24 protein-coding genes are annotated in these 23,103 nt (G+C 35.2%); 17 read left to right on the forward strand and 7 right to left on the reverse strand.

Going from position 1 to position 23,103, the window contains the following annotated elements:
- Nucleotides 1-39 precede the first annotated feature (39 nt).
- Nucleotides 40-1,410, reverse strand: a complete 1,371-nt coding sequence (locus tag FKR84_RS09065) for a saccharopine dehydrogenase family protein (RefSeq protein ID WP_141421987.1) — start codon at nt 1,408-1,410, stop codon at nt 40-42.
- A 69-nt stretch (nt 1,411-1,479) separates the two neighbouring features.
- Here FKR84_RS09065 and FKR84_RS09070 point away from each other — a divergent pair, with 69 nt between their 5' ends.
- Nucleotides 1,480-1,869: a DUF423 domain-containing protein gene (locus FKR84_RS09070; protein WP_141421988.1), complete on the forward strand. Its 390-nt coding sequence runs from the start codon at nt 1,480-1,482 to the stop codon at nt 1,867-1,869.
- A 73-nt stretch (nt 1,870-1,942) separates the two neighbouring features.
- A complete protein-coding gene (gene pckA, locus FKR84_RS09075) occupies nt 1,943-3,538 on the forward strand; it encodes a phosphoenolpyruvate carboxykinase (ATP) (protein ID WP_141421989.1) in 1,596 nt (531 codons plus the stop codon).
- An 82-nt stretch (nt 3,539-3,620) separates the two neighbouring features.
- On the opposite strand, the gene FKR84_RS09080 is transcribed toward pckA, so the two are convergent.
- Both FKR84_RS09080 and FKR84_RS09085 read right to left on the reverse strand, forming a co-directional pair.
- Nucleotides 3,621-4,367 carry a uroporphyrinogen-III synthase gene (locus tag FKR84_RS09080; protein WP_141421990.1) on the reverse strand — a complete coding sequence of 249 codons (747 nt, stop codon included), beginning with the start codon at nt 4,365-4,367 and terminating at the stop codon, nt 3,621-3,623.
- Between the two features lie 23 nt (nt 4,368-4,390).
- The gene (locus FKR84_RS09085) at nt 4,391-5,053 is read right to left on the reverse strand and encodes a DUF4271 domain-containing protein (protein ID WP_141421991.1); all 663 of its coding nucleotides are present in this window, start codon (nt 5,051-5,053) and stop codon (nt 4,391-4,393) included.
- A gap of 90 nt (nt 5,054-5,143) precedes the next feature.
- Here FKR84_RS09085 and FKR84_RS09090 point away from each other — a divergent pair, with 90 nt between their 5' ends.
- The 3 genes from FKR84_RS09090 to FKR84_RS09100 are packed head-to-tail and all read left to right on the forward strand — an operon-like array spanning nt 5,144 to nt 7,641.
- Nucleotides 5,144-5,872 carry a polyprenol monophosphomannose synthase gene (locus FKR84_RS09090; RefSeq protein WP_141421992.1) on the forward strand — a complete coding sequence of 243 codons (729 nt, stop codon included), beginning with the start codon at nt 5,144-5,146 and terminating at the stop codon, nt 5,870-5,872.
- A gap of 3 nt (nt 5,873-5,875) precedes the next feature.
- The gene (locus FKR84_RS09095) at nt 5,876-7,219 is read left to right on the forward strand and encodes a dihydroorotase (protein WP_141421993.1); all 1,344 of its coding nucleotides are present in this window, start codon (nt 5,876-5,878) and stop codon (nt 7,217-7,219) included.
- The gene (locus FKR84_RS09100; protein ID WP_141421994.1) at nt 7,216-7,641 is read left to right on the forward strand and encodes a DUF4296 domain-containing protein; all 426 of its coding nucleotides are present in this window, start codon (nt 7,216-7,218) and stop codon (nt 7,639-7,641) included. The genes FKR84_RS09095 and FKR84_RS09100 overlap by 4 nt, the downstream gene beginning before the upstream one ends.
- Here FKR84_RS09100 and FKR84_RS09105 read toward each other — a convergent pair.
- Nucleotides 7,638-8,651: an NAD-dependent epimerase/dehydratase family protein gene (locus tag FKR84_RS09105; protein WP_141421995.1), complete on the reverse strand. Its 1,014-nt coding sequence runs from the start codon at nt 8,649-8,651 to the stop codon at nt 7,638-7,640. The two genes, FKR84_RS09100 and FKR84_RS09105, sit on opposite strands and share 4 nt — an antisense overlap.
- 83 nt (nt 8,652-8,734) lie before the next feature.
- On the opposite strand from FKR84_RS09105, the gene tyrS reads away from it, so the two are divergent.
- Nucleotides 8,735-10,030: a tyrosine--tRNA ligase gene (gene tyrS / locus FKR84_RS09110; protein WP_141421996.1), complete on the forward strand. Its 1,296-nt coding sequence runs from the start codon at nt 8,735-8,737 to the stop codon at nt 10,028-10,030.
- Nucleotides 10,031-10,174: 144 nt separating this feature from the next.
- Here the strand turns inward: tyrS and FKR84_RS09115 are convergent, their stop codons facing one another.
- Nucleotides 10,175-11,155 (reverse strand): LuxE/PaaK family acyltransferase, encoded by a 981-nt coding sequence (locus FKR84_RS09115; RefSeq protein ID WP_141421997.1) that lies wholly within the window; start codon nt 11,153-11,155, stop codon nt 10,175-10,177.
- Between the two features lie 83 nt (nt 11,156-11,238).
- Entirely contained in the window at nt 11,239-12,972 is a 1,734-nt protein-coding gene (locus tag FKR84_RS09120) for a T9SS type A sorting domain-containing protein (RefSeq protein WP_141421998.1), read from the reverse strand.
- 402 nt (nt 12,973-13,374) lie between these two features.
- Here FKR84_RS09120 and FKR84_RS09125 point away from each other — a divergent pair, with 402 nt between their 5' ends.
- A complete protein-coding gene (locus FKR84_RS09125; RefSeq protein ID WP_141421999.1) occupies nt 13,375-14,058 on the forward strand; it encodes a response regulator transcription factor in 684 nt (227 codons plus the stop codon).
- Nucleotides 14,058-15,110, forward strand: coding sequence for a sensor histidine kinase (locus FKR84_RS09130; RefSeq protein WP_141422000.1), 1,053 nt, complete (start codon nt 14,058-14,060; stop codon nt 15,108-15,110). Before FKR84_RS09125 ends, FKR84_RS09130 begins: the two co-directional genes overlap by 1 nt.
- On the opposite strand, the gene FKR84_RS09135 is transcribed toward FKR84_RS09130, so the two are convergent.
- Entirely contained in the window at nt 15,084-16,136 is a 1,053-nt protein-coding gene (locus tag FKR84_RS09135; RefSeq protein WP_141422001.1) for a glycosyltransferase, read from the reverse strand. The two genes, FKR84_RS09130 and FKR84_RS09135, sit on opposite strands and share 27 nt — an antisense overlap.
- 269 nt (nt 16,137-16,405) lie before the next feature.
- On the opposite strand from FKR84_RS09135, the gene trmB reads away from it, so the two are divergent.
- The 9 genes from trmB to FKR84_RS09180 all read left to right on the forward strand — a co-directional run bounded on the left by trmB (nt 16,406) and on the right by FKR84_RS09180 (nt 23,095).
- Nucleotides 16,406-17,080 carry a tRNA (guanosine(46)-N7)-methyltransferase TrmB gene (gene trmB / locus FKR84_RS09140; protein ID WP_141422002.1) on the forward strand — a complete coding sequence of 225 codons (675 nt, stop codon included), beginning with the start codon at nt 16,406-16,408 and terminating at the stop codon, nt 17,078-17,080.
- A 7-nt stretch (nt 17,081-17,087) separates the two neighbouring features.
- Complete coding sequence (locus tag FKR84_RS09145; RefSeq protein WP_141422003.1) at nt 17,088-17,717, forward strand: LysE family translocator; 630 nt, start codon at nt 17,088-17,090, stop codon at nt 17,715-17,717.
- Nucleotides 17,714-18,031 (forward strand): MGMT family protein, encoded by a 318-nt coding sequence (locus FKR84_RS09150; RefSeq protein WP_141422004.1) that lies wholly within the window; start codon nt 17,714-17,716, stop codon nt 18,029-18,031. The genes FKR84_RS09145 and FKR84_RS09150 overlap by 4 nt, the downstream gene beginning before the upstream one ends.
- Before the next feature lie 141 nt (nt 18,032-18,172).
- Nucleotides 18,173-19,309, forward strand: coding sequence for an Mrp/NBP35 family ATP-binding protein (locus FKR84_RS09155; protein ID WP_141422005.1), 1,137 nt, complete (start codon nt 18,173-18,175; stop codon nt 19,307-19,309).
- Between the two features lie 11 nt (nt 19,310-19,320).
- Nucleotides 19,321-19,572 carry a NifU family protein gene (locus tag FKR84_RS09160; protein WP_141422006.1) on the forward strand — a complete coding sequence of 84 codons (252 nt, stop codon included), beginning with the start codon at nt 19,321-19,323 and terminating at the stop codon, nt 19,570-19,572.
- Nucleotides 19,573-19,657: 85 nt separating this feature from the next.
- Nucleotides 19,658-20,719 (forward strand): NAD(P)/FAD-dependent oxidoreductase, encoded by a 1,062-nt coding sequence (locus FKR84_RS09165; protein WP_141422007.1) that lies wholly within the window; start codon nt 19,658-19,660, stop codon nt 20,717-20,719.
- Between the two features lies 1 nt (nt 20,720).
- Nucleotides 20,721-21,053 (forward strand): 2Fe-2S iron-sulfur cluster-binding family protein, encoded by a 333-nt coding sequence (locus tag FKR84_RS09170; protein ID WP_141422008.1) that lies wholly within the window; start codon nt 20,721-20,723, stop codon nt 21,051-21,053.
- Nucleotides 21,054-21,356: 303 nt separating this feature from the next.
- The gene (locus FKR84_RS09175) at nt 21,357-22,223 is read left to right on the forward strand and encodes a cupin-like domain-containing protein (RefSeq protein ID WP_141422009.1); all 867 of its coding nucleotides are present in this window, start codon (nt 21,357-21,359) and stop codon (nt 22,221-22,223) included.
- Nucleotides 22,220-23,095, forward strand: a complete 876-nt coding sequence (locus FKR84_RS09180; RefSeq protein WP_141422010.1) for a cupin-like domain-containing protein — start codon at nt 22,220-22,222, stop codon at nt 23,093-23,095. Before FKR84_RS09175 ends, FKR84_RS09180 begins: the two co-directional genes overlap by 4 nt.
- The last annotated feature ends 8 nt before the right edge of the window (nt 23,096-23,103 follow it).

Consider the following 23,103-nt stretch of genomic DNA (forward strand, 5'->3'; position numbering starts at 1 on the left):
TAGAAATTGAAACAGCTCTTTTTTTACTACAAGTTCCTATTAGCCTACAATATTATCTATATTATAGCCTAAATATTCGCGTTCGGTTTCTGTAAACTCGATGCCGTTTTCTGCTAGTTCTTTTAAAATAGGGTTGTAAACCTCTTTTAAAATAGGGCGCAAAACACCGGGAGTTGTTATTTCTTTATTCAAGATTTTAAGCGTAGCAATGGCAACAGGCAACCCAACGGTTTTTGCCATAGCGGTGTAAGTTTGATCTTCGCCTATATGCACCATAGTGGAGTCTATTTGCTTTTTTTCGCCGTCAAGCTCATAGCCAAATTTATGATACATTACAATCATATCTTTGTCTTCTGGGGCTAGCGTCCATTTCTCTTCTAAAATCTTTTGCAAGGCTTGCGCCGGCGTAGTATCTTTTAAACCTATTTTTTTATTCGGATTAAAGATGTCTAACTCTTCCAGTTTATCCCACATCAAATCGTCTTGATCTATTTTTAAACTGTGACGCATTTTAAGTTCTACAGAATCTGTAGGAGAATAGGGTAAAAAAGAGTTTACAAAATCGCGATAACTCATATTTTCAGAGTTTTGCATTGCATAGGTGTCGTCTGTCATTCCCAGTTGTACAAACATATTCCAGGCTTTGCTAAAACCAACTCTTCTAAGCGTTCCGCGATAAAGGGTTTTTATATCTTCTAAACCGTAAACGCCTCTGTATTTTAAAGAATTTCGGTTAGCTAAGCCTTCAAACCTTCCGTAACCTTCAATTTCCAAAAATTCTGTTCTTCTAAACAAACGGTGATACGGAATGTATTTATATTGTCCTTCTTGAATAAACTCTGCCGCGCCACCTTGTCCGGCAACCACAACATTTCTTGGGTTCCATGTAAATTTGTAATTCCATAAATTGGTATCGCTTTCGGGAGCTACCAGACCACCGGTAAACGACTCGAATAACAGCATTTTGCCACCTGCATCTCTAATTTTATCAATTACCTGCATAGCACTCATATGGTCTATACCTGGATCTACGCCAATTTCGTTCATAAATACCAAACCTTTTTCTTTTACCATATTATCTAAGGCTTGCATTTCTTCACTTACATAAGAGGCCGTAACCATGTTTTTATTAAAGGCAACGCAATCTTTAGCCACTTGAATGTGGAAACGCGCCGGCAACATAGAAATAACTATATCTGCCTCTTTTACGGCTTTTTGGCGTTCTTCTTCTTTAAAGATGTCCAATTCAATTGCTTTAGACCTGTTATGGTTACCGGCAACTTTTTTGGCGTTCTCTAAAGAAATATCTCCAATGGTAAGTTGCAGATCTTCAGATTCACTTTTTTCTTTTAGGTATTTAATGAGCGAAGAAGTAGATTTTCCTGCTCCTATAATTAAAATATTTCGCATATTATTATTACTTGATTAAATTTGTTTTTTCAAAGTAATTAATAAATTATTGTATATAAAAATTAAATCATGCATCAAAGGTTATTGATTTTAGGAAGTATTTACGGAATGACGGCAGTAATACTTGGAGCTTTTGGCGCTCATGGTTTAGAAAAAATACTGGATACCAGTTCTTTAGAAACATTTGAAGTAGGAGTGCGTTACCAATTTTATCACGCTTTATTTGCATTGGTTTTGGGTGCAACAAATTTTTTACAAAATAAAACTAAAAATAGTGTGTTTTACTTGCTTTTGGTTGGGCAGATTTTATTTTCGGGCTCCATTTATTTACTAGCTACAAATTCTCTTACACAAATAGATTTTACTTCTATTGCATTTAGCACTCCAATAGGCGGTTTATTATTGATAATAAGTTGGTTGTTGGTGCTTATAAAAGCTATAAAATATAAAAAAGGTTAAATATCACCTCTAAATCTTCAATTATCTGGTATTATTTATATTTTTGTTTATCAAACACAACAATTAAAATTTTATGGTGTCTAATAACCACACAACAAAAGAAATTTCGTTAAGCAAATACGGAATTGAAAACGCAACAATTCACTACCAACTATCTTCAGAAGAACTACACCAAGAGACTTTAAAAAAAGGAATGGGTGTAGAAACCAAATCTGGCACTTTAGCTGTAAATACCGGTGAATTTACCGGAAGGTCTCCCCAAGACAGGTTTATAGTTAAGGATGCGATTACAGAAGATAAAGTTTGGTGGGGAAACATCAACATTCCGTTTGAAGCTGATAAATTTGATAAATTGTATGATAAGGTAATGGCTTATTTGTCTGATAAAGAAATATATGCCAGAGATTCCTATGCTTGTGCAGATCCCGAATATCGTTTAAATATACGCGTTATAAACGAATACCCGTGGAGTAATATGTTTGCTCATAATATGTTTTTACGTCCAACCGAAAAAGAATTAGAGAACTTTGAAGAAGATTGGTTGGTAGTAAATGCTCCGGGTTTTGAAGCAAACCCAGAAGAAGATGGTACACGCCAACATAATTTTGCTATTTTAAACTTCAGTAAAAAAATTGCTTTAATTGGTGGCACCGGATACACTGGCGAGATTAAAAAAGGTATTTTCTCTGCTCTTAATTTTATTTTACCGGTAGATAAAAATGTTTTGCCAATGCACTGCTCTGCTAATATTGGAGAAGAAGGAGATACTTCTATTTTCTTTGGGTTATCCGGTACGGGAAAAACCACGCTTTCTGCAGATCCTAGTCGTAAGTTAATTGGAGACGATGAACACGGATGGACACCAAGCAACAAGGTTTTTAATTTTGAAGGTGGTTGTTATGCTAAAGTAATTAACCTTTCGCAAGAAAACGAACCGGATATTTTTAATGCAATCAAACCGGGGGCAATTCTTGAAAACGTTATCTTAAACAAAGACAAAGAAGTAGATTTTGAAGATACCAGTATTACGCAAAATACGCGGGTAAGTTATCCTATCTATCATATAGACAACATACAGCAACCCTCTATTGGTAGCAATGCTAAAAATATATTCTTTTTAACCGCAGACGCTTTTGGTGTTTTGCCTCCTATAAGCAAATTAACACCCGGGCAAGCGGCTTATCATTTTATTAGTGGTTATACAGCCAAAGTAGCCGGAACAGAAGCTGGAGTAGATGAGCCCGTACCAAGTTTTTCTGCTTGTTTTGGCGCGCCATTTATGCCGTTGCACCCAACAAAATATGCAGAAATGCTTAGCGCGAAAATGAAAGACAACGGCGTTAATGTATGGTTGGTAAATACCGGTTGGACCGGCGGACCTTACGGTACCGGTTCGCGTATGAAGCTTAAATATACCCGCGCTATGATAACCGCAGCTCTAGAAGGTAAATTAGAAAAAGCTTCGTATACCAAACATCCTATTTTTGGTTTGGAAATGCCGGAAGAATGTCCTAATGTTCCTTCAGAAGTTTTAAATCCTAAGGAAACATGGAGTGATGCTGAGGCTTATGATAAAAAAGCAGAAGCTTTATCGCATTTCTTTAAAGATAACTTTAAAAAGTTTGAAGAATATGCCAACGATGAAATCATGGATGGCAGTCCAGTTTAAATTTTCAATAGAACAGTATAAAAAAGCCCGAAATAATAATTTCGGGCTTTTTTATACTTCTAATCTGTAGCGTAGTTTTTTTTTATTTTTTATTGTTCTCTTTTATATAGCGTTCTAAAGCCATTGTCATAGAAGGCGTTTCGGGTGTTGGTGCTTTTATGTTTACCGTTAATCCGTGGGCTTTGGCAGCTTTTATAGTAGAATTACCAAAAACGGCTATTCGCGTATCTTTTTGTTCAAAATCCGGAAAATTTTCAAACAGAGATTTAATACCGCTGGGACTAAAGAAAACCACAACGTCGTAAAATACTTCTTTTAAGTGAGAGAGATCGCTAACTACAGTGCGATAAAATATACCGCGCGTCCAGGTAATTTTAAGCTTGTCTAACTGCTTTGGAATTGCCGGTTTTAGCATATCTGAAGACGGTAAAAGAAACTTTTCGTTTTTATATTTTTTAATAAGTGGTAACAGCTCTGGAAAAGTACGTTTACCTACATATATTTTACGTTTTCTGTATACCACGTATTTTTGAAGATAATAAGCCACAGCTTCACTTTGGCAAAAATACTTTAAGCTATCCGGTACTTTAAAGCGCAATTCTTCGGCTATTCTAAAAAAATGGTCTACAGCGTTTCGGCTCGTTAGAATGATGGCTGTAAACTGCGATAAATCAATTTTTTGTTGTCTAACTTCCTTAGAGGAAGCCCCTTCCACATGAATAAACGGAATAAAATCAATTTTTACTTTTTGCTTTTGCTCCAGCTCAAAATAAGGTGAGTTTTCAACCTTTGGTTCCGGCTGTGAGATCAAAATTGTTTTCACTTTCATAGGCGGTATTTTTAGGGTATAGTTTAGCTCGCAAGCGTAAATACTTTATATAAAATGAAATACGGTGCGATTTCAAGGGTGCAAAGGTACAAAATAAAATAAAACCAATGCCCTAAAACTATGTTTTGATTTTTTTTGTAATAAGAGATCAAAGCAAAAAAATTAAATGCTAGAAAAATCACTATGGCTATTATGACTCCTATTTTGTTTGGTTGCCAAGCGTAAAAGAATATTAAAATTATGGGTAAAAAAACCAAGGCAAGGAGGTTTTTAAAAGTTAATTTATAAAATAAATAATTATCAAATATTTTTTCTATACTGAATAAGTTAGCAACTATTTTTTCTAAAAGATACTTACCTCCAACTATAATATTATAAAGTACAAAAATTTGTAGAAAGAGTGTAAATTCATTTTGCTGCGCAGGCAAATCATAAACACGCCAAGCTATATAAATACCCAAACTTAAAATAGCCGCCTTCAATAAATAAAGGTAAAAACTAAAAAAGTTAAGCACTTTTAAGGATTTTTTATGTGTGGTAAAATATTTATTGGAAAAAGCTATTCTAGAAAAATCATAAAAACGGCCTGGGTAGCTGGTTTTTATCAAAACCAATCCGCAAAGAATAAATACCAGTAAAAGAGTAACCCAGTCTAAAGAGGTTATATTTCTTTCTATGGCTTCCATTATTTATTTTTCGGCAAAGTTAAAAATTAAATAGGTGTAATTCTTAGAAAAATACATCTTAAAAATATATACATTTGCGAAAAAGAAAAAATGGCCACGCGCTTAGTCATAATTCCAACTTTTAACGAAATTGAAACAATAGAACGTATTGTACGTAATATCTTTGCGCAGCCACACCATTTTGATATTTTGGTGGTAGACGATAATTCGCCAGATAAAACTGCCGATAAAGTTAGAGAATTACAACAAGAATTTTCTGAGCAGCTTTTTTTGGAAGTCCGTAAAAATAAATCAGGTTTGGGTACGGCCTATATTCATGGTTTTAAGTGGGCGTTAAAACGCGATTACGAATATATTTTTGAGATGGATGCAGATTACAGCCATAATCCAAACGATTTGATTAGGCTGTATAAAGCCTGTAAAAAAAATAAGGCGCAGATGAGCATAGGCTCGCGATATGTTACCGGTGTTAACGTCATAAATTGGCCTATGAAGCGAGTTTTATTATCGTGGTTAGCTTCTAAATATGTAAAAACCATTACCAGAATGGATATAGAAGACACTACAGCCGGTTTTGTTTGTTACCATCGCAAAGTTTTAGAAAAAATAAATTTAGATAGTATACAGTTTGTAGGCTATGCTTTTCAAATAGAAATGAAATTTAAAGCCTATTTACTGAATTTTAAAATAGTAGAAGTGCCGGTAATATTTACAGATCGTACTAAGGGCAAATCTAAGATGAATAGCAATATTATTTCTGAAGCTGTTTTTGGGGTTATAAAAATGAAGATAAAAAGTTTACTGGGTAAAGAAGTTTAAAAAATGGAGAAAAAAATACTAATTAAAAACGCCAACATCGTTAACGAAGGAAAAGTTTTTGAAGGCGATGTTTATATAGAAGGCGATAGCATTGTAGAAGTTGCAAGCAGTATTAGTGCAAAATCGCAAGATGTGCAGGTTATAGATGCAGAAGGCCAATATTTGCTGCCCGGTGCCATAGATGACCAAGTTCATTTTAGAGAACCCGGATTAACGCACAAAGAAGATATAGCTTCCGGCTCTAGAGCAGCTGTAGCGGGCGGAATTACTTCTTTTATAGAAATGCCCAACACCAATCCGCAAACCACTACTATAGAAAAACTAGAAAGTAAGTTTGCCTTAGCGGAAAAAAACGCCTACGCTAATTATTCGTTTATGTTTGGCGGTACGAACGATAATCTAGAAGAAATAAAAAAAATAAACCCGAAAACCACCGCAGCATTAAAACTGTTTTTAGGTTCTTCTACCGGTAATATGCTGGTAGATAACGAAAAGGTTTTGGAAGAAATCTTTAAAAATTCTCCTGTTTTAATCGCTACCCATTGCGAAGACGAAGACACTATTCAAAAGAACTTGGCAAAACAAAAAGAGAAATATGGTGATGACATTCCTATAGAAAATCATCCTAAAATAAGAAGCGAAGAAGCTTGCTATTTATCTTCTTCTAAGGCCGTGAGTCTGGCAAAAAAAACCGGCGCACGTTTACACGTTTTTCACTTGTCTACCGCGAAAGAGCTGAAATTATTCAGTAACAAAAAACCATTAAAAGATAAGAAAATAACAGCAGAGGTTTGTATTCATCATTTGTGGTTTAACGATTCGCAATATGCAGAAAAAGGTACCTTTATAAAATGGAATCCGGCGGTAAAAACAGCAAAAGACCAAGAAGCTTTATTAAAAGCTTTAAAAGATGATAAAATAGATGTTGTTGCCACAGACCATGCGCCACATACCAAAAAAGAAAAAGAAAATGTTTATACCAAAGCCCCAAGTGGCGGACCTTTGGTACAACACGCTTTACCAGCAATGTTAGAGTTTTACCATAGCGGAAAGTTATCTTTAGAAAAAATTGTAGAAAAAATGAGCCATAATCCGGCAATTTTATTTCAAATAGAAAAACGCGGTTTTATAAAAGCCGGGTTTAAAGCAGATTTGGTTTTAGTAGATTTAAATGCGCCGTGGACGGTAAAAAAAGATAATGTTCTTTACAAGTGTGGATGGTCTCCTTTCGAGAAAACAACTTTTAAATCTAGGATTACCCATACTTTTGTTAACGGTCGTTTGGTTTATAAAAATTTTAAAGTTTTAGAAGTCAAAAACGCCCAACGCCTAACTTTTAACCGATGAAAAAAGTAGTTTTTACCGTTTTAGTTCTCGGTTTGTTTGCAGCCTGCCAAAGCGTAGAAAAAACAGAGAAACCGGAAAATTTAATTCCGGAAGATAAGATGATCGAGGTTTTAACAGACTTAGCCAAGTTAGACGCTAGCCGGAGTTATAACGAAACCTCTTTTAGTAAACGCGACGTAAAAATTAAAAAACTTATTTACGCAAAATACGGGATAGATAGTACACAGTTTGCCAAAAGCAGTAATTATTACGCAGAAGATTTTAATGTAAATCAACGTCTGTACGATAGCGTTAGAGTTAGGTTAGAAAGAGATAAAGCACGCGTAGACGCGTTGATTAAAAAAGAAGACAGCCTAAAAAACGCCAAAAAACAAGCAATTATAAAAAAATCCGAAAAACTTTCTAAAAAAGAGAATAATTAGTTGCGACTTTTTATAAACGCTTTAGCTGTTTCTTTTATACTTTTAGAAATAGGCGTAAACTTATTATTAATAGCCTTTTTTACTTTGTGGTTATCAAAATAAGATTGGTTGCTAAAACCTTTGATAGATTGGTAAGTTATTTCTTGTTTGGTATTAAATAGACCGTTACCTATACTTTGTATAAGCCAGGCCATAAAAACCATCCAAGGTTTTAAAGCCTTTTTGGGTTTGGGTTTGTTGAGGTTTTCGGCTATTTGATCTAATACTTGTTTAAAGCTTAGATTTTCTCCTACCAAAATATAACTTTCATTTTTTATAGTAGAATTGGTAAGTTGTATCATAGTTTTTACCACATCTTCTACGGCTACAAAGCCTGTTGTTAGTGGTAAATAATATGATAGACCTTTATTTATGCGCTCAAATAAACGTCCGCTGCCGCTTTCCCAAAAACCTTTGCCAATTATTAATCCCGGATTAACAATTATTACCGGCAAACCTTCTTGCGATGCACGCCAAACTTCCATCTCTGCGCCGTATTTACTAATAGAATAGTTGCTGTGTGGTTTTTCGTTATTACGCGGAGAGTTTTCGGTAATTTTTTTCTTGCCAATTTCTTCGCCCAGAGCTGCAATAGAACTAACGTGACAAAATTTCTTTACGGAATTTGCCAAAGCAATATTTACCATATTGGCCGTGCCTTCTATATTTATTTTCCGTAGTTTTTTGTAATCACGAACATCATATGAAATAAAACCGGCGCAGTGATAAACAATTTTAATGTCTTTAAAAGCGTCTTGCAAAGCCGGTACGTTGGTTATGTCTGTTTGCACCCATTCAATATTATTGTAATTGGGTAAGTTTTCTTCCGTAAAGTAAGAAGCAATAATACTTTTACACTCTGCTATTTTTGCTTTATTGCGATATAAAGCCCGTATTTTTACATCTTCTTGCACCAAATGCGCAAGTAGGTGCGCGCCTACCAATCCTGTTGCTCCGGTAACTAAAATCATTTGGTAAATATAGGAATTTCTGTAGCGAAAAAAATTAGGTTTCTAGTATCTTTGTCATTCGTTAAAAATAAAAGAAAGAAAAGATGGCCAAAAATTTTGTTGAAGAATTAACCTGGCGCGGAATGTTAAACGACGCAATGCCGGGAACCGAAGAACATTTGCAAGAAGCAATGCGAACCGCTTATGTTGGGATAGATCCTACTGCAGACTCGCTGCACATTGGTCATTTGGTGGGCGTAATGATGTTAAAGCATTTTCAGTTGGCCGGTCATAAACCGGTTGCTTTAATTGGTGGCGCAACGGGAATGATTGGCGATCCGTCTGGGAAATCGCAAGAGCGAAATTTGTTGGACGAAGAGAGTTTACGTCATAATCAAAATGCAATTAAAGCGCAATTAGAGCGGTTTATAGATTTTTCTACCCAAGATGCCAATAACGCGGTTTTGGTAAATAATTACGATTGGATGAAAGATTTTTCTTTTCTAGACTTTGCCCGTGATGTAGGAAAACACATTACCGTAAATTATATGATGGCAAAAGATTCTGTAAAAAAACGTCTAGCTACAGAATCTAAAGAAGGTATGAGCTTTACGGAATTTACCTACCAACTTATACAAGGTTATGATTTCTTGCACCTTTATAAGAATTTAGATTGTAGTTTGCAAATGGGCGGTAGCGACCAGTGGGGCAATATTACCACCGGAACAGAATTGGTGCGAAGAATGGCTGGCGGCAAAGCTTATGCGCTTACTTGTCCGTTAATTACCAAGGCAGACGGCACAAAATTCGGTAAAACCGAAGGCGGCAATATTTGGTTAGATAAAGAACGCACTTCTCCTTATAAATTTTACCAATATTGGTTAAATACAAGTGATGAAGATGCAGAAAAGTATATAAAGATTTTTACTTTTTTGAGTAAGGAAGAAGTAGAGGCTCTCGTAAAAGAGCACCAAGAAGCACCGCATTTGCGTTTGCTGCAAAAGCGTTTGGGCGAAGAAGTAACAAAGATGGTACATTCTGAAGAAGATTTAGAAAACGCCAAACAAGCTTCTGAAGTTCTCTTTGGAAAAAGCACCGCCGAAGCTATACGAAAACTAGATAATAAGACATTTTTAGATGTTTTTGAAGGCGTGCCACAAGCTGAGGTAGAACGCAATAAGTTAGAAGAAGGTTTAGATATGATTGCAGCACTTTCTGCAGAAACCAATTTCTTAAGCAGTAACGGAGAAGCAAGAAGGGCTTTAAAAGCAAATTCTGTTTCGGTAAACAAAGAAAAGATAAAAGAAGATTATAAGATTGGTACAGAAGATCTTATCAATAATAAATACGTTATTATAAATAAGGGAAAGAAAAACACTTATATAATTTCGGTAAAATAGTGCTAAAAAGAAACCCCGAGAGTAAATCTCGGGGCTTCCAACTAACTAACCAATCTATTATGAAAAAACTTCATCTTAGCACTATATAAGACGTAGAAAAGTGGCTTTTATTACATGCCTTAACAAAAGAATAACAATTTTAACTTATAAAGCCATTAAATTACACCCTCTAACGTCACTATTGTCAAATCTACCTAAAATCTCGTATTGATTTGTTCCTGTTTTTTTGCCTAAATCTTGGGTTGCAATAAAAGCACAGGAGTATAAATTGGCTAAATCTACCACATTTATGCCACCGGTTTTATTTTCTGGTAGAAGACTAAGAGCATCTTCGGGATCTCGAATTAGAAATTGCATATGTTTGGGACACTCAAAAATACCGTCTCCCTTAGAATAAGCTTGTGAAAATAATTCTGTCATGCCGTATTCGCTGTGAATTTTACTTACGCCAAAACCGTTTTTTAAAATTTCGTGCAATTCTTTCCTAATAATTTCTTTCCGCCTACCTTTCATCCCGCCAGTTTCCATAACAATGGTATTCTTTAACCGAAATTTTTTTTGCTCTATCAAGTCTAAAAGAGCAAAGGAAACACCTATTAGCAAAATCTTTTTTCCGGTTTTATCCAGTTTTTCTAAGAATTTACCCAGTTGCTCTAGCTCATTTAAATAAAAACCACTTTCAGGATGTTTACTTTCTTTAATAAAATAATCTGCCATAGTAACCAAAGAACTTCCTTTGCGCTCCAGATATGACGGTAATAAAGCCAGAACTACATAATCTTTAATGGCACCGTAACTTTCCGTAAAGCAATTTATAAAACTCTGTTGGTATAAGCTTAGCTTTTTTACCGGATGTCTGCTGGGCGTACTTCCTGTGGTGCCGCTGCTGGTAAAAACAATTTCTGGAGAAAAACTGGTGGTTTTAATGCTGTGCGATTTAAAAAAAGAAATGGGTAAAAAAGGAATATCTTCTAATTCTTTTACGGTATTAGGATGTCTGTTTATAAGCGAACAAAATTTATTATAAACCGTATTATTTTGATACTGAAATTGAAAAACCTCTAAAGCAGTTTGCTTAAAATCTTGTTGGTTTTTAATAGAGAAAATAGCCTTTTCCAGTTGCATGCGCTTTTTTTTACAAAAGTATTAAAATAAGAAAAGCGCCCCTAATGCAGAGCGCTTTTCCAAATAATTGTTTATTTAATTGCTTACTGAACAATCAATTTCTTGGTAGCGGTTTTACCTTCTTGCGTGATTTGCAATAAGTAAACGCCAGTAGCCAAAGTTTGTATGTTTAAGCTATTGTTTACAGTTTTTGTCATTACTTGTTTCCCTAACATATTAAAAACATTCACTTGTATACTTCCAGCTTCTTTAGTTTGTATGTTTACCATATTACCGTTAGCAGGGTTAGGGTAAATGCTTACATCTGTCAAAACAGGATTGTCTGTTGCTAGGTTTGCATTAAAATCTGCCAAGCTTCTAGGGAAGATTTGTGGTTCTACAGGATCTGTACCATTGTCAAATTGTGCTGCAATACCAACAAGATTATCTAAAGTGGTAGCAGGAATTTCTGTACCAATATAATCTGCATCATAAAATTGTGTTCTTAAAACAATGTCCAAACTTCCGTTGGTTAAGGTGTAGTTGGTGCCGGTGCTAAAGGTTGCAGTACCATCTCCTTCTGCAATAGAAACGTTTTCAAAGGCAATAACTTCAGACTCATAATCTTCATAGTTTGCAATATACTCACTCAACGTGATTATTTGTGGGCCAACAACGTTTCCCGTTGTGGTGGGAGTTCCCGGATCTTCGGTAGGAATTAACTGCATAATTCCGTTATATTCGTTTAACTCTCCGGTAATAGCGGTAATACCATCGCCCATATTATAAGTAGTAGTTATAACGCCAGAAGGATCGTCTATAAGAATAGCTCCAGTATTATCTTCGATATACTTTTGGCCTCTAAAGTCTTGTTGAAAAGTTAGTATTACTTCTCCTGTAACTGTATAAATCTCACCAACTGTGCCTTCTCTTAATTCTGAGATGGTCAACACCTCGTTAGCAGGATCGCAAGTTGGAGCTGTAATAGTGTTTGTGATATCACAATTGCCACCAATAATAGAGTAATCAAAGTTTACACCCTCGTCTACGCCGGTAATATTGATTACACCAGTTTCTTGCGTAGATGGATCGTCACCGCCAATAGTGCCTTCTGTAGATGTAAGCGTGTAAGTTTCAGAGCCGCCACCGCTAAATTCTATAATGGTAGTATACGTGTCTGTTCCGGCAGTTTCTGCATCGCAAGTAATGGTTTCAGAAATAACTACTAACATACAAGAATTTGCTCCCGCAGAGAAAGTTCCTATCTCTATAATAGATTCAAAAGTACTTCCACCTTGGCAAGTTCCTTCGCCGTCTAATACGCCGTTAAAGTAGGTCCAATCGCTTGCATTAAAAGTTCCGGTAGCAGTTGTGCCATTGTTTCTTTTGGCATAACCATCTTTGTATTCCCAAACTTCGCCGGTACCATCAACGCTGTCTTCACCATATTGGTCAATAACTGCACTGTTACTATCCTGTATAATTCTAATACGGTCATCTCCGTTAAAATTCACTACAGAAGAAGTAGTGGCAAGAGTAATGCTGGCACTCGGGTATTCTGAAGAAAAAGATGCATCGTCTGCATAAACGTAAACAAAATCATCTGTTACTGTACCCAAATCTGCTAAGTTTAGCGTGTTGCCCCAATCTGTATTTGCATTGGTTTGATTTTCTAAAGAGTAGTTAGAAAAATCTACAGTGCCTTGTGCGTAAATTTCCACTATCTTAGGATTTCCACCCGGGCAGTCCCCATCAGAAATCATCGTCAAGATAGGTGTTTGTGCAAATGTTGCTATAGAAGCAAACATTAGCAAGGTTAAAAAAGTAATTTTTTTCATAATGTGTTGTTTTTATTAATTTATACAAAGATAAATGTTTTTTAATAGATGGCAGGGTTTAAATAGAATAGGAATAAAGATATAATCTTAATTTAACATTGAACTGCAATAGTTTATAACCAATAACGGCTTTGGCAGTGCAGAAAAAGGGAAAAAGCGTTGCTTTACGGAAAGAGAACTATATTGAAAAATATTATTAGCCTTAACGGAAAAGGTGATAATAAAAAGCCGGCTTTTGAGAAGGTAGAATTAACTAGAAGTTTATGGAATTAGTAATGCTCAATTCCGTAAAGTTATTTTAAAAATTTATAATTATTAACAATTATTTCACGCCGCGCTAATTTTTGGCTAACGGTGGCTTGAAAAATTATACGTATTTTTACTACTCAAAAATTAGTAAGAATGGAAAATAGCGCTGTAAAAATACTCTTGGTAGACGATGAGCCCGATATTTTAGAAGTAATAGGATATAATTTGTCTAATGAAGGGTATCAAGTAATTACCGCAGATAACGGAAAAGAGGGTTTAAAAAAAGCAAAAAAACACCAACCGCAACTCATTATTTTAGATGTGATGATGCCAGAAATGGATGGCATTGAAACTTGCGAGCGTATAAGAAAAGAAGCTTCGCTAAAAAATAGCATTATAACTTTTTTAACCGCTCGTGGCGAAGATTATTCGCAAGTTGCCGGCTTAGATGCGGGCGCAGACGATTATATTACCAAGCCCATTCGGCCTAAATTGCTGGTGAGTAAAGTAAAAGCTTTATTGCGCAGGCTAGAAAACCGAGAAAGTACCAATAATTTACTTGAAGTAGGTAATTTGACCATTAACAGAGAAGAATATACCGTTACCAACAATAAAAGAGAAATCAATTTGCCGCGCAAAGAATTTGAATTGTTGGCTTTATTGGCCTCCAAACCCGGTAAAGTCTTCAAACGCGACGAGATTTTAGATGAAATTTGGGGAAACGAAGTTGTAGTTGGCGGTCGTACAATAGATGTGCATATTAGAAAATTACGAGAGAAAATAGGAAAAGATACTTTTAAAACCGTAAAAGGAGTGGGATATAAATTAGAAATCTAATGGCAAAAGCTTTTAAACGTTCTTACAAATTTGCGCTGTTTACTGCTTTTTTTATTAGTGTTTTTGCTACGGTATTTTTTGGTGTTTTTTTATTTATTTATGCGGAGGTTGAGGTCGTGGCTTTAGTATTATTTGCCGCTGTATTTTTTGTGTTTTCTTTTTTAATAATTCAATTGCGTATAGAGCATTTTATCTACAAGCGGGTAAAAGAAGTTTATGATAATGTATCTTTATTAGAGTCTGCAAATTTGCAAGAAAGCCCAATAACTTCAGATATGGTTACACTTACCAAAGAAGTTAAACGTTTTGCCGAAGGAAAAAAGCTCGAAATAGAAGCGCTTAAAATTCGCGAAAATTACCGCAAAGAATATATGGGTAATATTTCGCACGAGTTAAAAACGCCGTTATTTACCGTGCAAGCTTATATATTGACGCTTTTAGATGGAGCGATGCACGACAAAACTTTACTTGAAAAATACTTAAGACGCACCAATAAGGGCGTAGAGAGGCTACTTTATATCGTAAAAGATTTAGATATGATCACCAAGCTGGAAGTTGGCGAATTGCGCTTGCAGATTAAAGTTTTTGATCTGGTAGAAGTTATTAAAAACGTTTTTGACCTTTTAGAAATGAAAGCTACCAAAAAAAATATAAGCTTTGATTTTCAAGAAGAATACACCACTCCAATTTGGGTAAAAGCAGATCCCGAACAGATACAACAAGTAATTATTAATTTGATGGTAAACTCTATTAAATACGGACAAGAAGGTGGCACCACAGAAGTGTATATAGAAGATATTACTACAGATAAAATAATGCTTTGCATTACAGATAACGGCGAAGGAATTCCGCAAGAGCAATTGCCGCGTATTTTTGAGCGTTTTTATCGCGTAGATAAAAGCGGCTCGCGCAAAGAAGGCGGTTCCGGCTTAGGTTTGTCTATTGTAAAACATATTATAGAAGCGCACGACCAAAAAATATACGTAGAAAGCGATTATGGTATTGGAAGCGAATTTTCTTTTACTTTACAAAAAGCCGAAAAACCTACCTAGGTCTTGGTTGTGCTCCAAATCAGGAAAACCCTTATAATTCTCTAAAGTTTCTAATTTTTCTAGATCAAAAGTATCTTGCTGGCAAAAATTGGCAATCTTCTGTTGTTTTAAGCGTGCGGCCAAATATTGCTGCTCAAACTGTCCCGGCGTAGGAATAAAAAAAGCTTTTTTGGTGGTTTGTGCCAAATCCATAATGGTAGAATAACCGGAGCGGGCAATAATCAATTCACTTTGTGCAATTGCTTTCGCAAGGTCTTGACCAGTTAAAAAATTATAGATTGTAAGATTTTTATGCTGTTCTTTTGTAGCCTTTTTCTCCATAACGCCTTTTACAAAAAGTACCGGTTTGGGGTAATCTTTCAGTATTTTAAACAAGCGCTTTTCTAAATATTCTCGCTGTGGTTCTGGTCCGGAAAGTAAAACCAAAATTGCATATTTATTAGATTCTGTTTGTTTTTGCAGCCGACTTAACATTCCTATATATTTGATAGGAATTGGGAATTTCTTTTTTAAATGGCTCAACTTTCCGCTTAAATTGGGTTCTTGTGCAAAATCTGGCACCCAACATTCATCAAATTTTTTAATATAAAATTGGTGCAATTTGGTGCTAAAATAAGTAGTTGCGCCACTTAAAACTTGTAATTGGTGGGTAAGGTAAACACTGGGTACATCTTTAGAGTGCACGCCAAGCCTGTTGTCTGAGATAATGCCTTGTATATTTTCTTTTTCAATTATTTTTTGGGTAAGTGCAAATTCTTTACGGATTGCTTTTTGCAATTGTACAGATTTAGAAAGCAGCTTTAATTTTAAAAAATAGCCACGCTTGCTGTAACGCACTTTATAAGAAGGTAACCTGTATATTTTTAAAGTAGGAAACTCGTGTTGCAAAAGTCGTAATGCTTCGCCGTTAGAAGCCAAAACCGGCAAGAAATTATTTTCCAGCAAACTGTAGATAATAGGTATGCACCTGGCAGCGTGTCCCAACCCCCAGTTTAATGGTGCTACTAAAATCTTTTTTTTCGGCATAAATAAAACAGTTGATTTTTGGGCAAAACAAATCAGTTATGCATATATAAGCTTTTTACCCAAGTTAATTAATTATATTTCTATTTTTAGGAAATATTTTTGACTATTAAAGCTTATTTCAGTAAAAAATTAACAGCCAGCTAAGAAGTTTTTCTTCCGTATAGTAAAAAGTAGCAAGAGTTGAATTATAAAGACATAATTGCTCTTTTATGTATAAGCAGGGAGAAATGAAAATAATTTTTTTAATTTTGAAAAAATTTTAACAAAAAGTGGGAAGCAAAAATAAATTACAACGTTTTAAAGAAAACGAAACTTTTACTAATGTTATACAACCTAAACGAGAAGAAATTGTAGATGGTAATTTTCCCTTAAAGGGAAAGTGGGGCAGCGAGTTTTTTAAAAACAACCAGCCAATTGTTTTAGAATTAGGCTGCGGCAAAGGAGAATACTGCATAGGCCTTTCTAAAATGTTTCCCGATAAGAATTTTCTGGGCATAGATATAAAAGGTGCCAGATTTTGGCGTGGCGCTAAAACAGCCTTAGAAGAAGATAAAGAAAACGTAGGTTTTTTACGAACACAAATAGAGCTGGTAGATCAAATTTTTGCAGAAAACGAAATAGACGAAATCTGGATAACTTTTCCGGACCCGCAAATAAAATATAAACGCACAAAGCACCGCTTAACCAATAGTGAGTTTTTACAGAAATACAAAAAAATACTAAAACCTGAAGGTCAAGTGCATTTAAAAACAGATAGCGAGTTTATGCACGGTTACACCTTAGGGCTTTTGCACGGCGAAGGGCACGAAATTATAGATGCCAACCATAATGTTTATAAAAATGAATATTCGTCAAAAGAAGTTGTAAATATTCAAACATTTTACGAAAAGCAGTATCTTGAAGAAAATAAAAAGATAACCTACATCAACTTTAGAATTAAATAACAAAAACTTGGAAGAAGTTAAACTATTTATCTTTACCTATTTTGCTGCTTTATTGGGGGTTTTGCCTCCTGGTTTGGTAAATATGACGGTAGCAAAAACCTGTGTAGATAAAGGTAAGCAGAGCGGTATTTTTGTTGCTTTGGGATCTACGCTAATAGTTTTTTTCCAAGCTTTGGTTGCCATTCTAATGGCTAAATATATTTTTACGCATCCGTACGTACGCACAATGTTGTTGCGAGCGGGGTTGGTTATTTTTGTCATTTTGGCTATATATTTTTTTATACAAGGCAGGAATAGTGAAAACAAAAAGATAAAAACGGCTAAAAAGCATAGAACCAAAAGCTTTTTAAAAGGTTCTACCATAGCCTTATTAAACGTATTCCCAATACCGTATTTTGTAGTTTTAAGTACTTTGTTTAACGCTCAAGGCGGATATGATTATGGCATGCTAAGCATTATTTTGTTTTCGACAGCTGCGGCTTCCGGTAGTTTTAGCTCGTTATACATATATGTAGTGTTTTTTATGAAAATTGAAAAGCATACCCAGAAATTTGCCAAATATTCCAATTACTTTATGGCAGGTTTAATGGTGCTTTTAATTATTGTTGCATTAATAAGAATGTATTTTACAGCGTGAAAGATAAAAATTTCTTCGATAAAGTTTATAGCGTAGCAGCACAAATTCCTTACGGAAGAGTTACCAGTTATGGCGCTATTGCCAAAGCAATTGGAGCGGCAAAAAGCGCCAGAATGGTTGGCTATGCTTTAAATAGCGCTAAAGATAAACCAGAAGTGCCCGCACATCGTGTTGTAAACAGAAAAGGATTGCTAAGCGGCAAACAACATTTTGGCGGCACCAATCTTATGCAGCAATTGTTAGAGAGTGAAGGGGTTGTGGTAAAAGACAATCAGGTGCAAAACTTTGCGGAAATTTTCTGGGATCCTCAATAAAAACAGCAAATTCCACTACAAAAAATCTACAGTCCGCAGGCATATATAAATTCCTGTAAACTACTTCTTAATCTTATACTTAAACTGTATATTTGTACTTTAGAATAATTCTAAGTAAGCAATAAAATAAAATAATTTCTAATGAAATTAAAGAAGCAAGATATTCTTAAAGCATTGGAAACCATTAGTGTTTCTGGCGAAGGAAAAAATATGGTAGAAAGTGGCGCAGTAAAAAATATAGTCACTTTTGGAGACGAAGTAGTAGTAGATTTACAATTGGCAACTCCTGCTTTACACATAAAAAAACGTGCAGAAGTAGACGTTTTAAAAGCTATTCACGAGCATGTCTACGATAAAGCAAAAGTAAAAGTAAATATAAAGGTAGAAGCACCGCCAAAAGAAGATGCCAATAAAATTAAAGGCAAACCAATACCCGGTATAAAAAATATAGTTGCCGTGGCTTCTGGTAAAGGTGGCGTAGGAAAATCTACAGTTGCGGCCAACTTAGCCGCCAGTTTATCTGAGATGGGCTTTAAAGTAGGTCTTTTAGACGCAGATATCTATGGGCCGTCCGCAACCATTATGTTTGATGTAGAGCGCGAACGTCCTTTATCTGTAAAAGTTAACGGAAAATCTAAAATGAAACCCATAGAAAACCATGGGGTTAAAATTTTATCTATAGGGTTTTTTACAAAACCAGATCAAGCGGTTATCTGGCGCGGACCAATGGCTGCAAAAGCATTAAATCAAATGATTTTTGATGCAGATTGGGGAGAGTTAGATTTTCTGTTGGTAGATTTACCTCCGGGAACCGGCGATATTCACTTGTCTATAATGCAAAGTTTGCCCATAACCGGTGCAGTAATTGTTAGTACGCCGCAAAATGTAGCCTTGTCAGATGCCAAGAAAGGTGTGGCAATGTTCCGTCAAGAAAGCATAGATGTGCCTGTTCTTGGTATAATAGAAAACATGTCGTATTTTACTCCAGAAGAATTGCCGGACAATAAATATTACATTTTTGGCGAAAAAGGAGCTAAAAACTTAGCAGACGATTTACAAATACCATTCTTAGGAGAATTACCTTTGGTGCAAAGCATTAGAGAGTCTGGAGATATTGGTAGACCTGCAGCCTTGCAAAAAGACACCCCGGTTGCAAAAGCAATGGGAGAAATAACCAAAAATGTAGTGCAACAAACGGTTAGTCGTAACGAAAATCTACCACCAACCGAAGCAATAAAAATCACGACAATGGCCGGCTGTAGTGCCGTTAAAAAATAAATAGCTAAACCATGACAACAGTTGATGAGAATTTGAAAGCGAATGTAGAAAAAGCTTTAGAAGAGATAAGACCATTTCTAAATAACGATGGTGGTGATATTTCTTTAATAGAAATAGACGAAAAAGAAAATGTTGTAAAAGTGCAATTAGAAGGCGCTTGTGTGGGATGTAGTGTAAACCAGATGACCTTAAAATCTGGCGTAGAAATGACGATAAAAAAATACGCACCACAAATAGAAAAGGTAGTAAATATAGAAGCTTAAGCTGATAATTGTCATAGTATATGAAGCATTATTTCTCGAATTTTACCGAGAAAATTGTTGTTTTTAATTCGAAGGATTTCCATTTATGATTAAAACAGATATATTGATAATAGGTGCAGGACCAACAGGCCTGTTTACCGTATTTGAAGCAGGACTATTAAAATTAAAATGCCATTTAATTGATGCTTTGCCACAACCTGGCGGCCAATGTGCAGAAATATACCCAAAGAAACCTATTTATGATATTCCGGCCTTTCCGGAAGTTTTGGCGGGAGATTTGGTGAATAATTTAATGGAGCAAATAAAGCCTTTTGAACCGGGCTTTACCTTGGGCGAAAGAGCAGAAGATATAGAAAAACTAGAGGATGGTAGTTTTATAGTAACTACCAACAAAGGTACAAAACACCACGCACCAATTGTTGCTATAGCAGGAGGTTTGGGTAGTTTTGAACCTCGTAAGCCGCCTATTCCCAATTTAGCAAATTACGAAGATAGAGGCGTTACTTATATGATAAAAGATCCCGAACAGTATCGGGGAAAACACGTAGTGATTGCCGGAGGGGGAGATTCTGCTTTAGATTGGAGTATTTTCTTGGCAAATGTCGCCGCCGAAGTTACTTTGGTGCATCGCAGAAATGAGTTTCGTGGTGCATTAGATTCTGTAGATAAAGTAAAAGAGCTTAAAAATTTGGGTAAAATTAATTTGATTACCCCGGCCGAAATTGTTGAGGTTGACGGGGAAACCAAATTAGAGTCGGTTTTAATACGTAAAAACGACGAAGCCAAAGAAGAGATTCTTTTAGAGGTAGATTATTTTATTCCGTTATTTGGGCTTTCGCCAAAATTAGGTCCTATAGCAAATTGGGGCTTAGAAATAGAGAAAAACGCTATAAAAGTAGACAATAGTTTAGATTATCAAACCAACATACCTGGTATTTATGCTATTGGAGATGTAAATACCTATCCGGGAAAATTAAAATTGATTTTATGCGGTTTTCACGAAGCAACCTTAATGTGTCAAAGTGCTTACCAACGCATTTTTCCGGATAAAAAATATGTAATGAAATATACAACGGTTGGCGGCGTAACTGGATTTGATGGCTCTAAAAAAGAGGCGCCAAAAGCGGTAGTAAAAGCCATAGATTAATATGGAAAACGAAGTAAATATTACTGTTGTAGATAGAGAAGGAGAAAGTCACGATATTTTGGCGCCAACAGATATGGCAATGAACCTAATGGAGGTTGTACGCTCTTACGAGTTAGCGCCCGAGGGAACTATTGGTATTTGTGGCGGAATGGCAATGTGCGCCTCCTGCCAATGCTATGTGATGAGCGATCACGATTTACCGGAGATGCAAATGGATGAAGAAGCCATGCTTGCAGAAGCTTTTTATACCAAAGACAATAGTAGGTTGGGATGTCAAATACATATCACGCCAGAGCTAGAAGGTTTAAAAATTGAACTGGCACCAGAGTCCTAAAAAAGAATAGGTTATTCTAAAAAAATCTAAAACTTATTTGCAGAAATCGATGCTAATTCTCTTAAAATTTAATTAGTTTGTGCTAGCAATTAGCTTTTTTCTTTTTATTTGTTTTTATATTCCTGTAAAATTTGTAATATTACTAAATGTTTAAAAATTAGGCTTGGGGTATCCTAGTTTTTATATGAAAGCTTCGGTCTAACCGGAGCTTTTCTTTTTATTTGCTTTTCTTTAAGATAGATATAAAAAGAGGTTTTATACTTTTGTAAGTGGTGGGTAAAACGCCGTATAATAAGAGTTTCTATGCAATTAAAACAAATAAATCGTGTGGCCTTTACTGAAAAAGAAGCGTTTATAAACTATTATGTAAAACCAAAGAAACCGGTAGTATTTACCAATCTATCTAAAAATTGGCCTGCATATAAAAAATGGAACTTAGACTACTTTGCAGAAACAGCCGGCAATATAGAGGTACCACTTTACGACAGTGAACCCGCTAAAGGAAAAGAAAATTCTAGAAAGCCTGCCAAAATAATGAAAATGAAAGATTATGTGACCCTTTTAAAAAAAGGCCCTACAGATCTTCGTATTTTCTTTTTTAATATTCTGCAAAAATCTCCGCAATTAATAGAAGACTTTAACTATCCCGATATTGGCTTAAAATTCTTTAAACGCTTGCCAGTATTGTTTTTTGGCGGAAGTGGTTCACGTGTTTTGTTGCATTATGATGTAGATTTGGCAGATAATATGCATTTCAATTTTCAAGGTACTAAACGCGTTATTTTATTTCCGCACGAGCAAAAAAAACACCTTTATCACGTACCGTATTCTATTGTTTCTATAGAGGGAATAGAATTTGATAAACCGGATTATAAAAAATACCCAGCATTAAAATTGGCAAAAGGTTATAGTGTAGACTTACAACCGGGAGAAACGCTTTACATTCCCAGTGGCTATTGGCATTATATACGTTATCTGAGCCCTTGTATTTCTATGACGCTGCGCAGTCTTCCAACATCTTTTCCTGAAATTTTAAAAGTTGCTAAAAATGTCTTGTTTATGATGAATTTTGATAACCTTATGCGTAAAATTAGAGGACAGTCTTGGGTAAATTATAAGAATAACAAAGCTATTGTAAACACGCATCAAAAGAGCAATGTTCGCTTATGAAGGAAAATGACCTAAACTTGACGGAAATACCACGTCTACAAAATTTTAATAAGAAAGAATTTTTACAAAAATATTTTAAGCCACAAAAACCGGTAGTAATTGAAGGTTTTATAGAAGATTGGCCGGCACACAAAAAATGGAATTTAGATTATATGAAAAAAGTGGCCGGCGATAAAATTGTACCGCTTTACGACAACCGGCCGGTGAGGCACGAAGAAGGTTTTAACCAAGCTCACGCCAAAATGAAAATGAGCGAGTATATAGATTTATTAAAGCGCGAGCCAACTAAATACCGTATTTTTCTTTGGAATATTTTAAAAGAAGTGCCAGAACTGCAAGAAGATTATTGGTATCCAGATTTTGGTATAAGATTAATGAAAGGCTTGCCAATGCTTTTCTTTGGCGGAAGAGATTCGTACACGTTTATGCACTATGATATAGATTTGGCCAATATTTTTCACTTTCATTTTCACGGAAAAAAAGAAGTTATTTTATTCGACCAAAAGCAGAACGATTATTTATATAAAATTCCACATTCTTTAATTGTACGAGAAGATATTGATTTTTCTAAACCAGATTTTAATAAATGGCCGGCATTAAAAAAAGCAAAAGGTTTTAAAGCGAATTTAAATCCTGGTGATATTTTGTATATGCCAGAGGGCTATTGGCATTATATGAAATATGTAACTCCCGGATTTTCGATGAGTCTTCGTGCTATTCCGCGGAAGCCTAAAAATCTTTCTAAAGCTTTGTACAACATTTTTATTATGCGACATTTTGATAATCTGATGCGTAGAATAAAAGGTCAGGATTGGATTGATTATAAAAACAAAAAAGCCGTTGAAAAAACCAATAAAATAAATGGGTTATAATCTTCAAG

Origin of the sequence: Haloflavibacter putidus (assembly GCF_006546625.1) — a bacterium.
Taxonomy (GTDB): Bacteria; Bacteroidota; Bacteroidia; order Flavobacteriales; family Flavobacteriaceae; genus Mesonia; species Mesonia putida.

Coding starts and splice junctions, on each gene's coding strand:
- FKR84_RS09160 (WP_141422006.1), top strand. CDS start 19,321: ATGACAACAGTTGATGAGAATTTGAAAGCGAATGTAGAAAAAGCTTTA.
- FKR84_RS09090 (WP_141421992.1), top strand. CDS start 5,144: ATGGCCACGCGCTTAGTCATAATTCCAACTTTTAACGAAATTGAAACA.
- FKR84_RS09080 (WP_141421990.1), bottom strand. CDS start 4,367: ATGAAAGTGAAAACAATTTTGATCTCACAGCCGGAACCAAAGGTTGAA.
- FKR84_RS09165 (WP_141422007.1), top strand. CDS start 19,658: ATGATTAAAACAGATATATTGATAATAGGTGCAGGACCAACAGGCCTG.
- FKR84_RS09130 (WP_141422000.1), top strand. CDS start 14,058: ATGGCAAAAGCTTTTAAACGTTCTTACAAATTTGCGCTGTTTACTGCT.
- pckA (WP_141421989.1), top strand. CDS start 1,943: ATGGTGTCTAATAACCACACAACAAAAGAAATTTCGTTAAGCAAATAC.
- FKR84_RS09120 (WP_141421998.1), bottom strand. CDS start 12,972: ATGAAAAAAATTACTTTTTTAACCTTGCTAATGTTTGCTTCTATAGCA.
- FKR84_RS09115 (WP_141421997.1), bottom strand. CDS start 11,155: ATGCAACTGGAAAAGGCTATTTTCTCTATTAAAAACCAACAAGATTTT.
- tyrS (WP_141421996.1), top strand. CDS start 8,735: ATGGCCAAAAATTTTGTTGAAGAATTAACCTGGCGCGGAATGTTAAAC.
- FKR84_RS09100 (WP_141421994.1), top strand. CDS start 7,216: ATGAAAAAAGTAGTTTTTACCGTTTTAGTTCTCGGTTTGTTTGCAGCC.
- FKR84_RS09065 (WP_141421987.1), bottom strand. CDS start 1,410: ATGCGAAATATTTTAATTATAGGAGCAGGAAAATCTACTTCTTCGCTC.
- FKR84_RS09170 (WP_141422008.1), top strand. CDS start 20,721: ATGGAAAACGAAGTAAATATTACTGTTGTAGATAGAGAAGGAGAAAGT.
- FKR84_RS09135 (WP_141422001.1), bottom strand. CDS start 16,136: ATGCCGAAAAAAAAGATTTTAGTAGCACCATTAAACTGGGGGTTGGGA.
- FKR84_RS09085 (WP_141421991.1), bottom strand. CDS start 5,053: ATGGAAGCCATAGAAAGAAATATAACCTCTTTAGACTGGGTTACTCTT.
- FKR84_RS09155 (WP_141422005.1), top strand. CDS start 18,173: ATGAAATTAAAGAAGCAAGATATTCTTAAAGCATTGGAAACCATTAGT.
- FKR84_RS09125 (WP_141421999.1), top strand. CDS start 13,375: ATGGAAAATAGCGCTGTAAAAATACTCTTGGTAGACGATGAGCCCGAT.
- FKR84_RS09070 (WP_141421988.1), top strand. CDS start 1,480: ATGCATCAAAGGTTATTGATTTTAGGAAGTATTTACGGAATGACGGCA.
- FKR84_RS09180 (WP_141422010.1), top strand. CDS start 22,220: ATGAAGGAAAATGACCTAAACTTGACGGAAATACCACGTCTACAAAAT.
- FKR84_RS09105 (WP_141421995.1), bottom strand. CDS start 8,651: ATGATTTTAGTTACCGGAGCAACAGGATTGGTAGGCGCGCACCTACTT.
- FKR84_RS09175 (WP_141422009.1), top strand. CDS start 21,357: ATGCAATTAAAACAAATAAATCGTGTGGCCTTTACTGAAAAAGAAGCG.
- FKR84_RS09095 (WP_141421993.1), top strand. CDS start 5,876: ATGGAGAAAAAAATACTAATTAAAAACGCCAACATCGTTAACGAAGGA.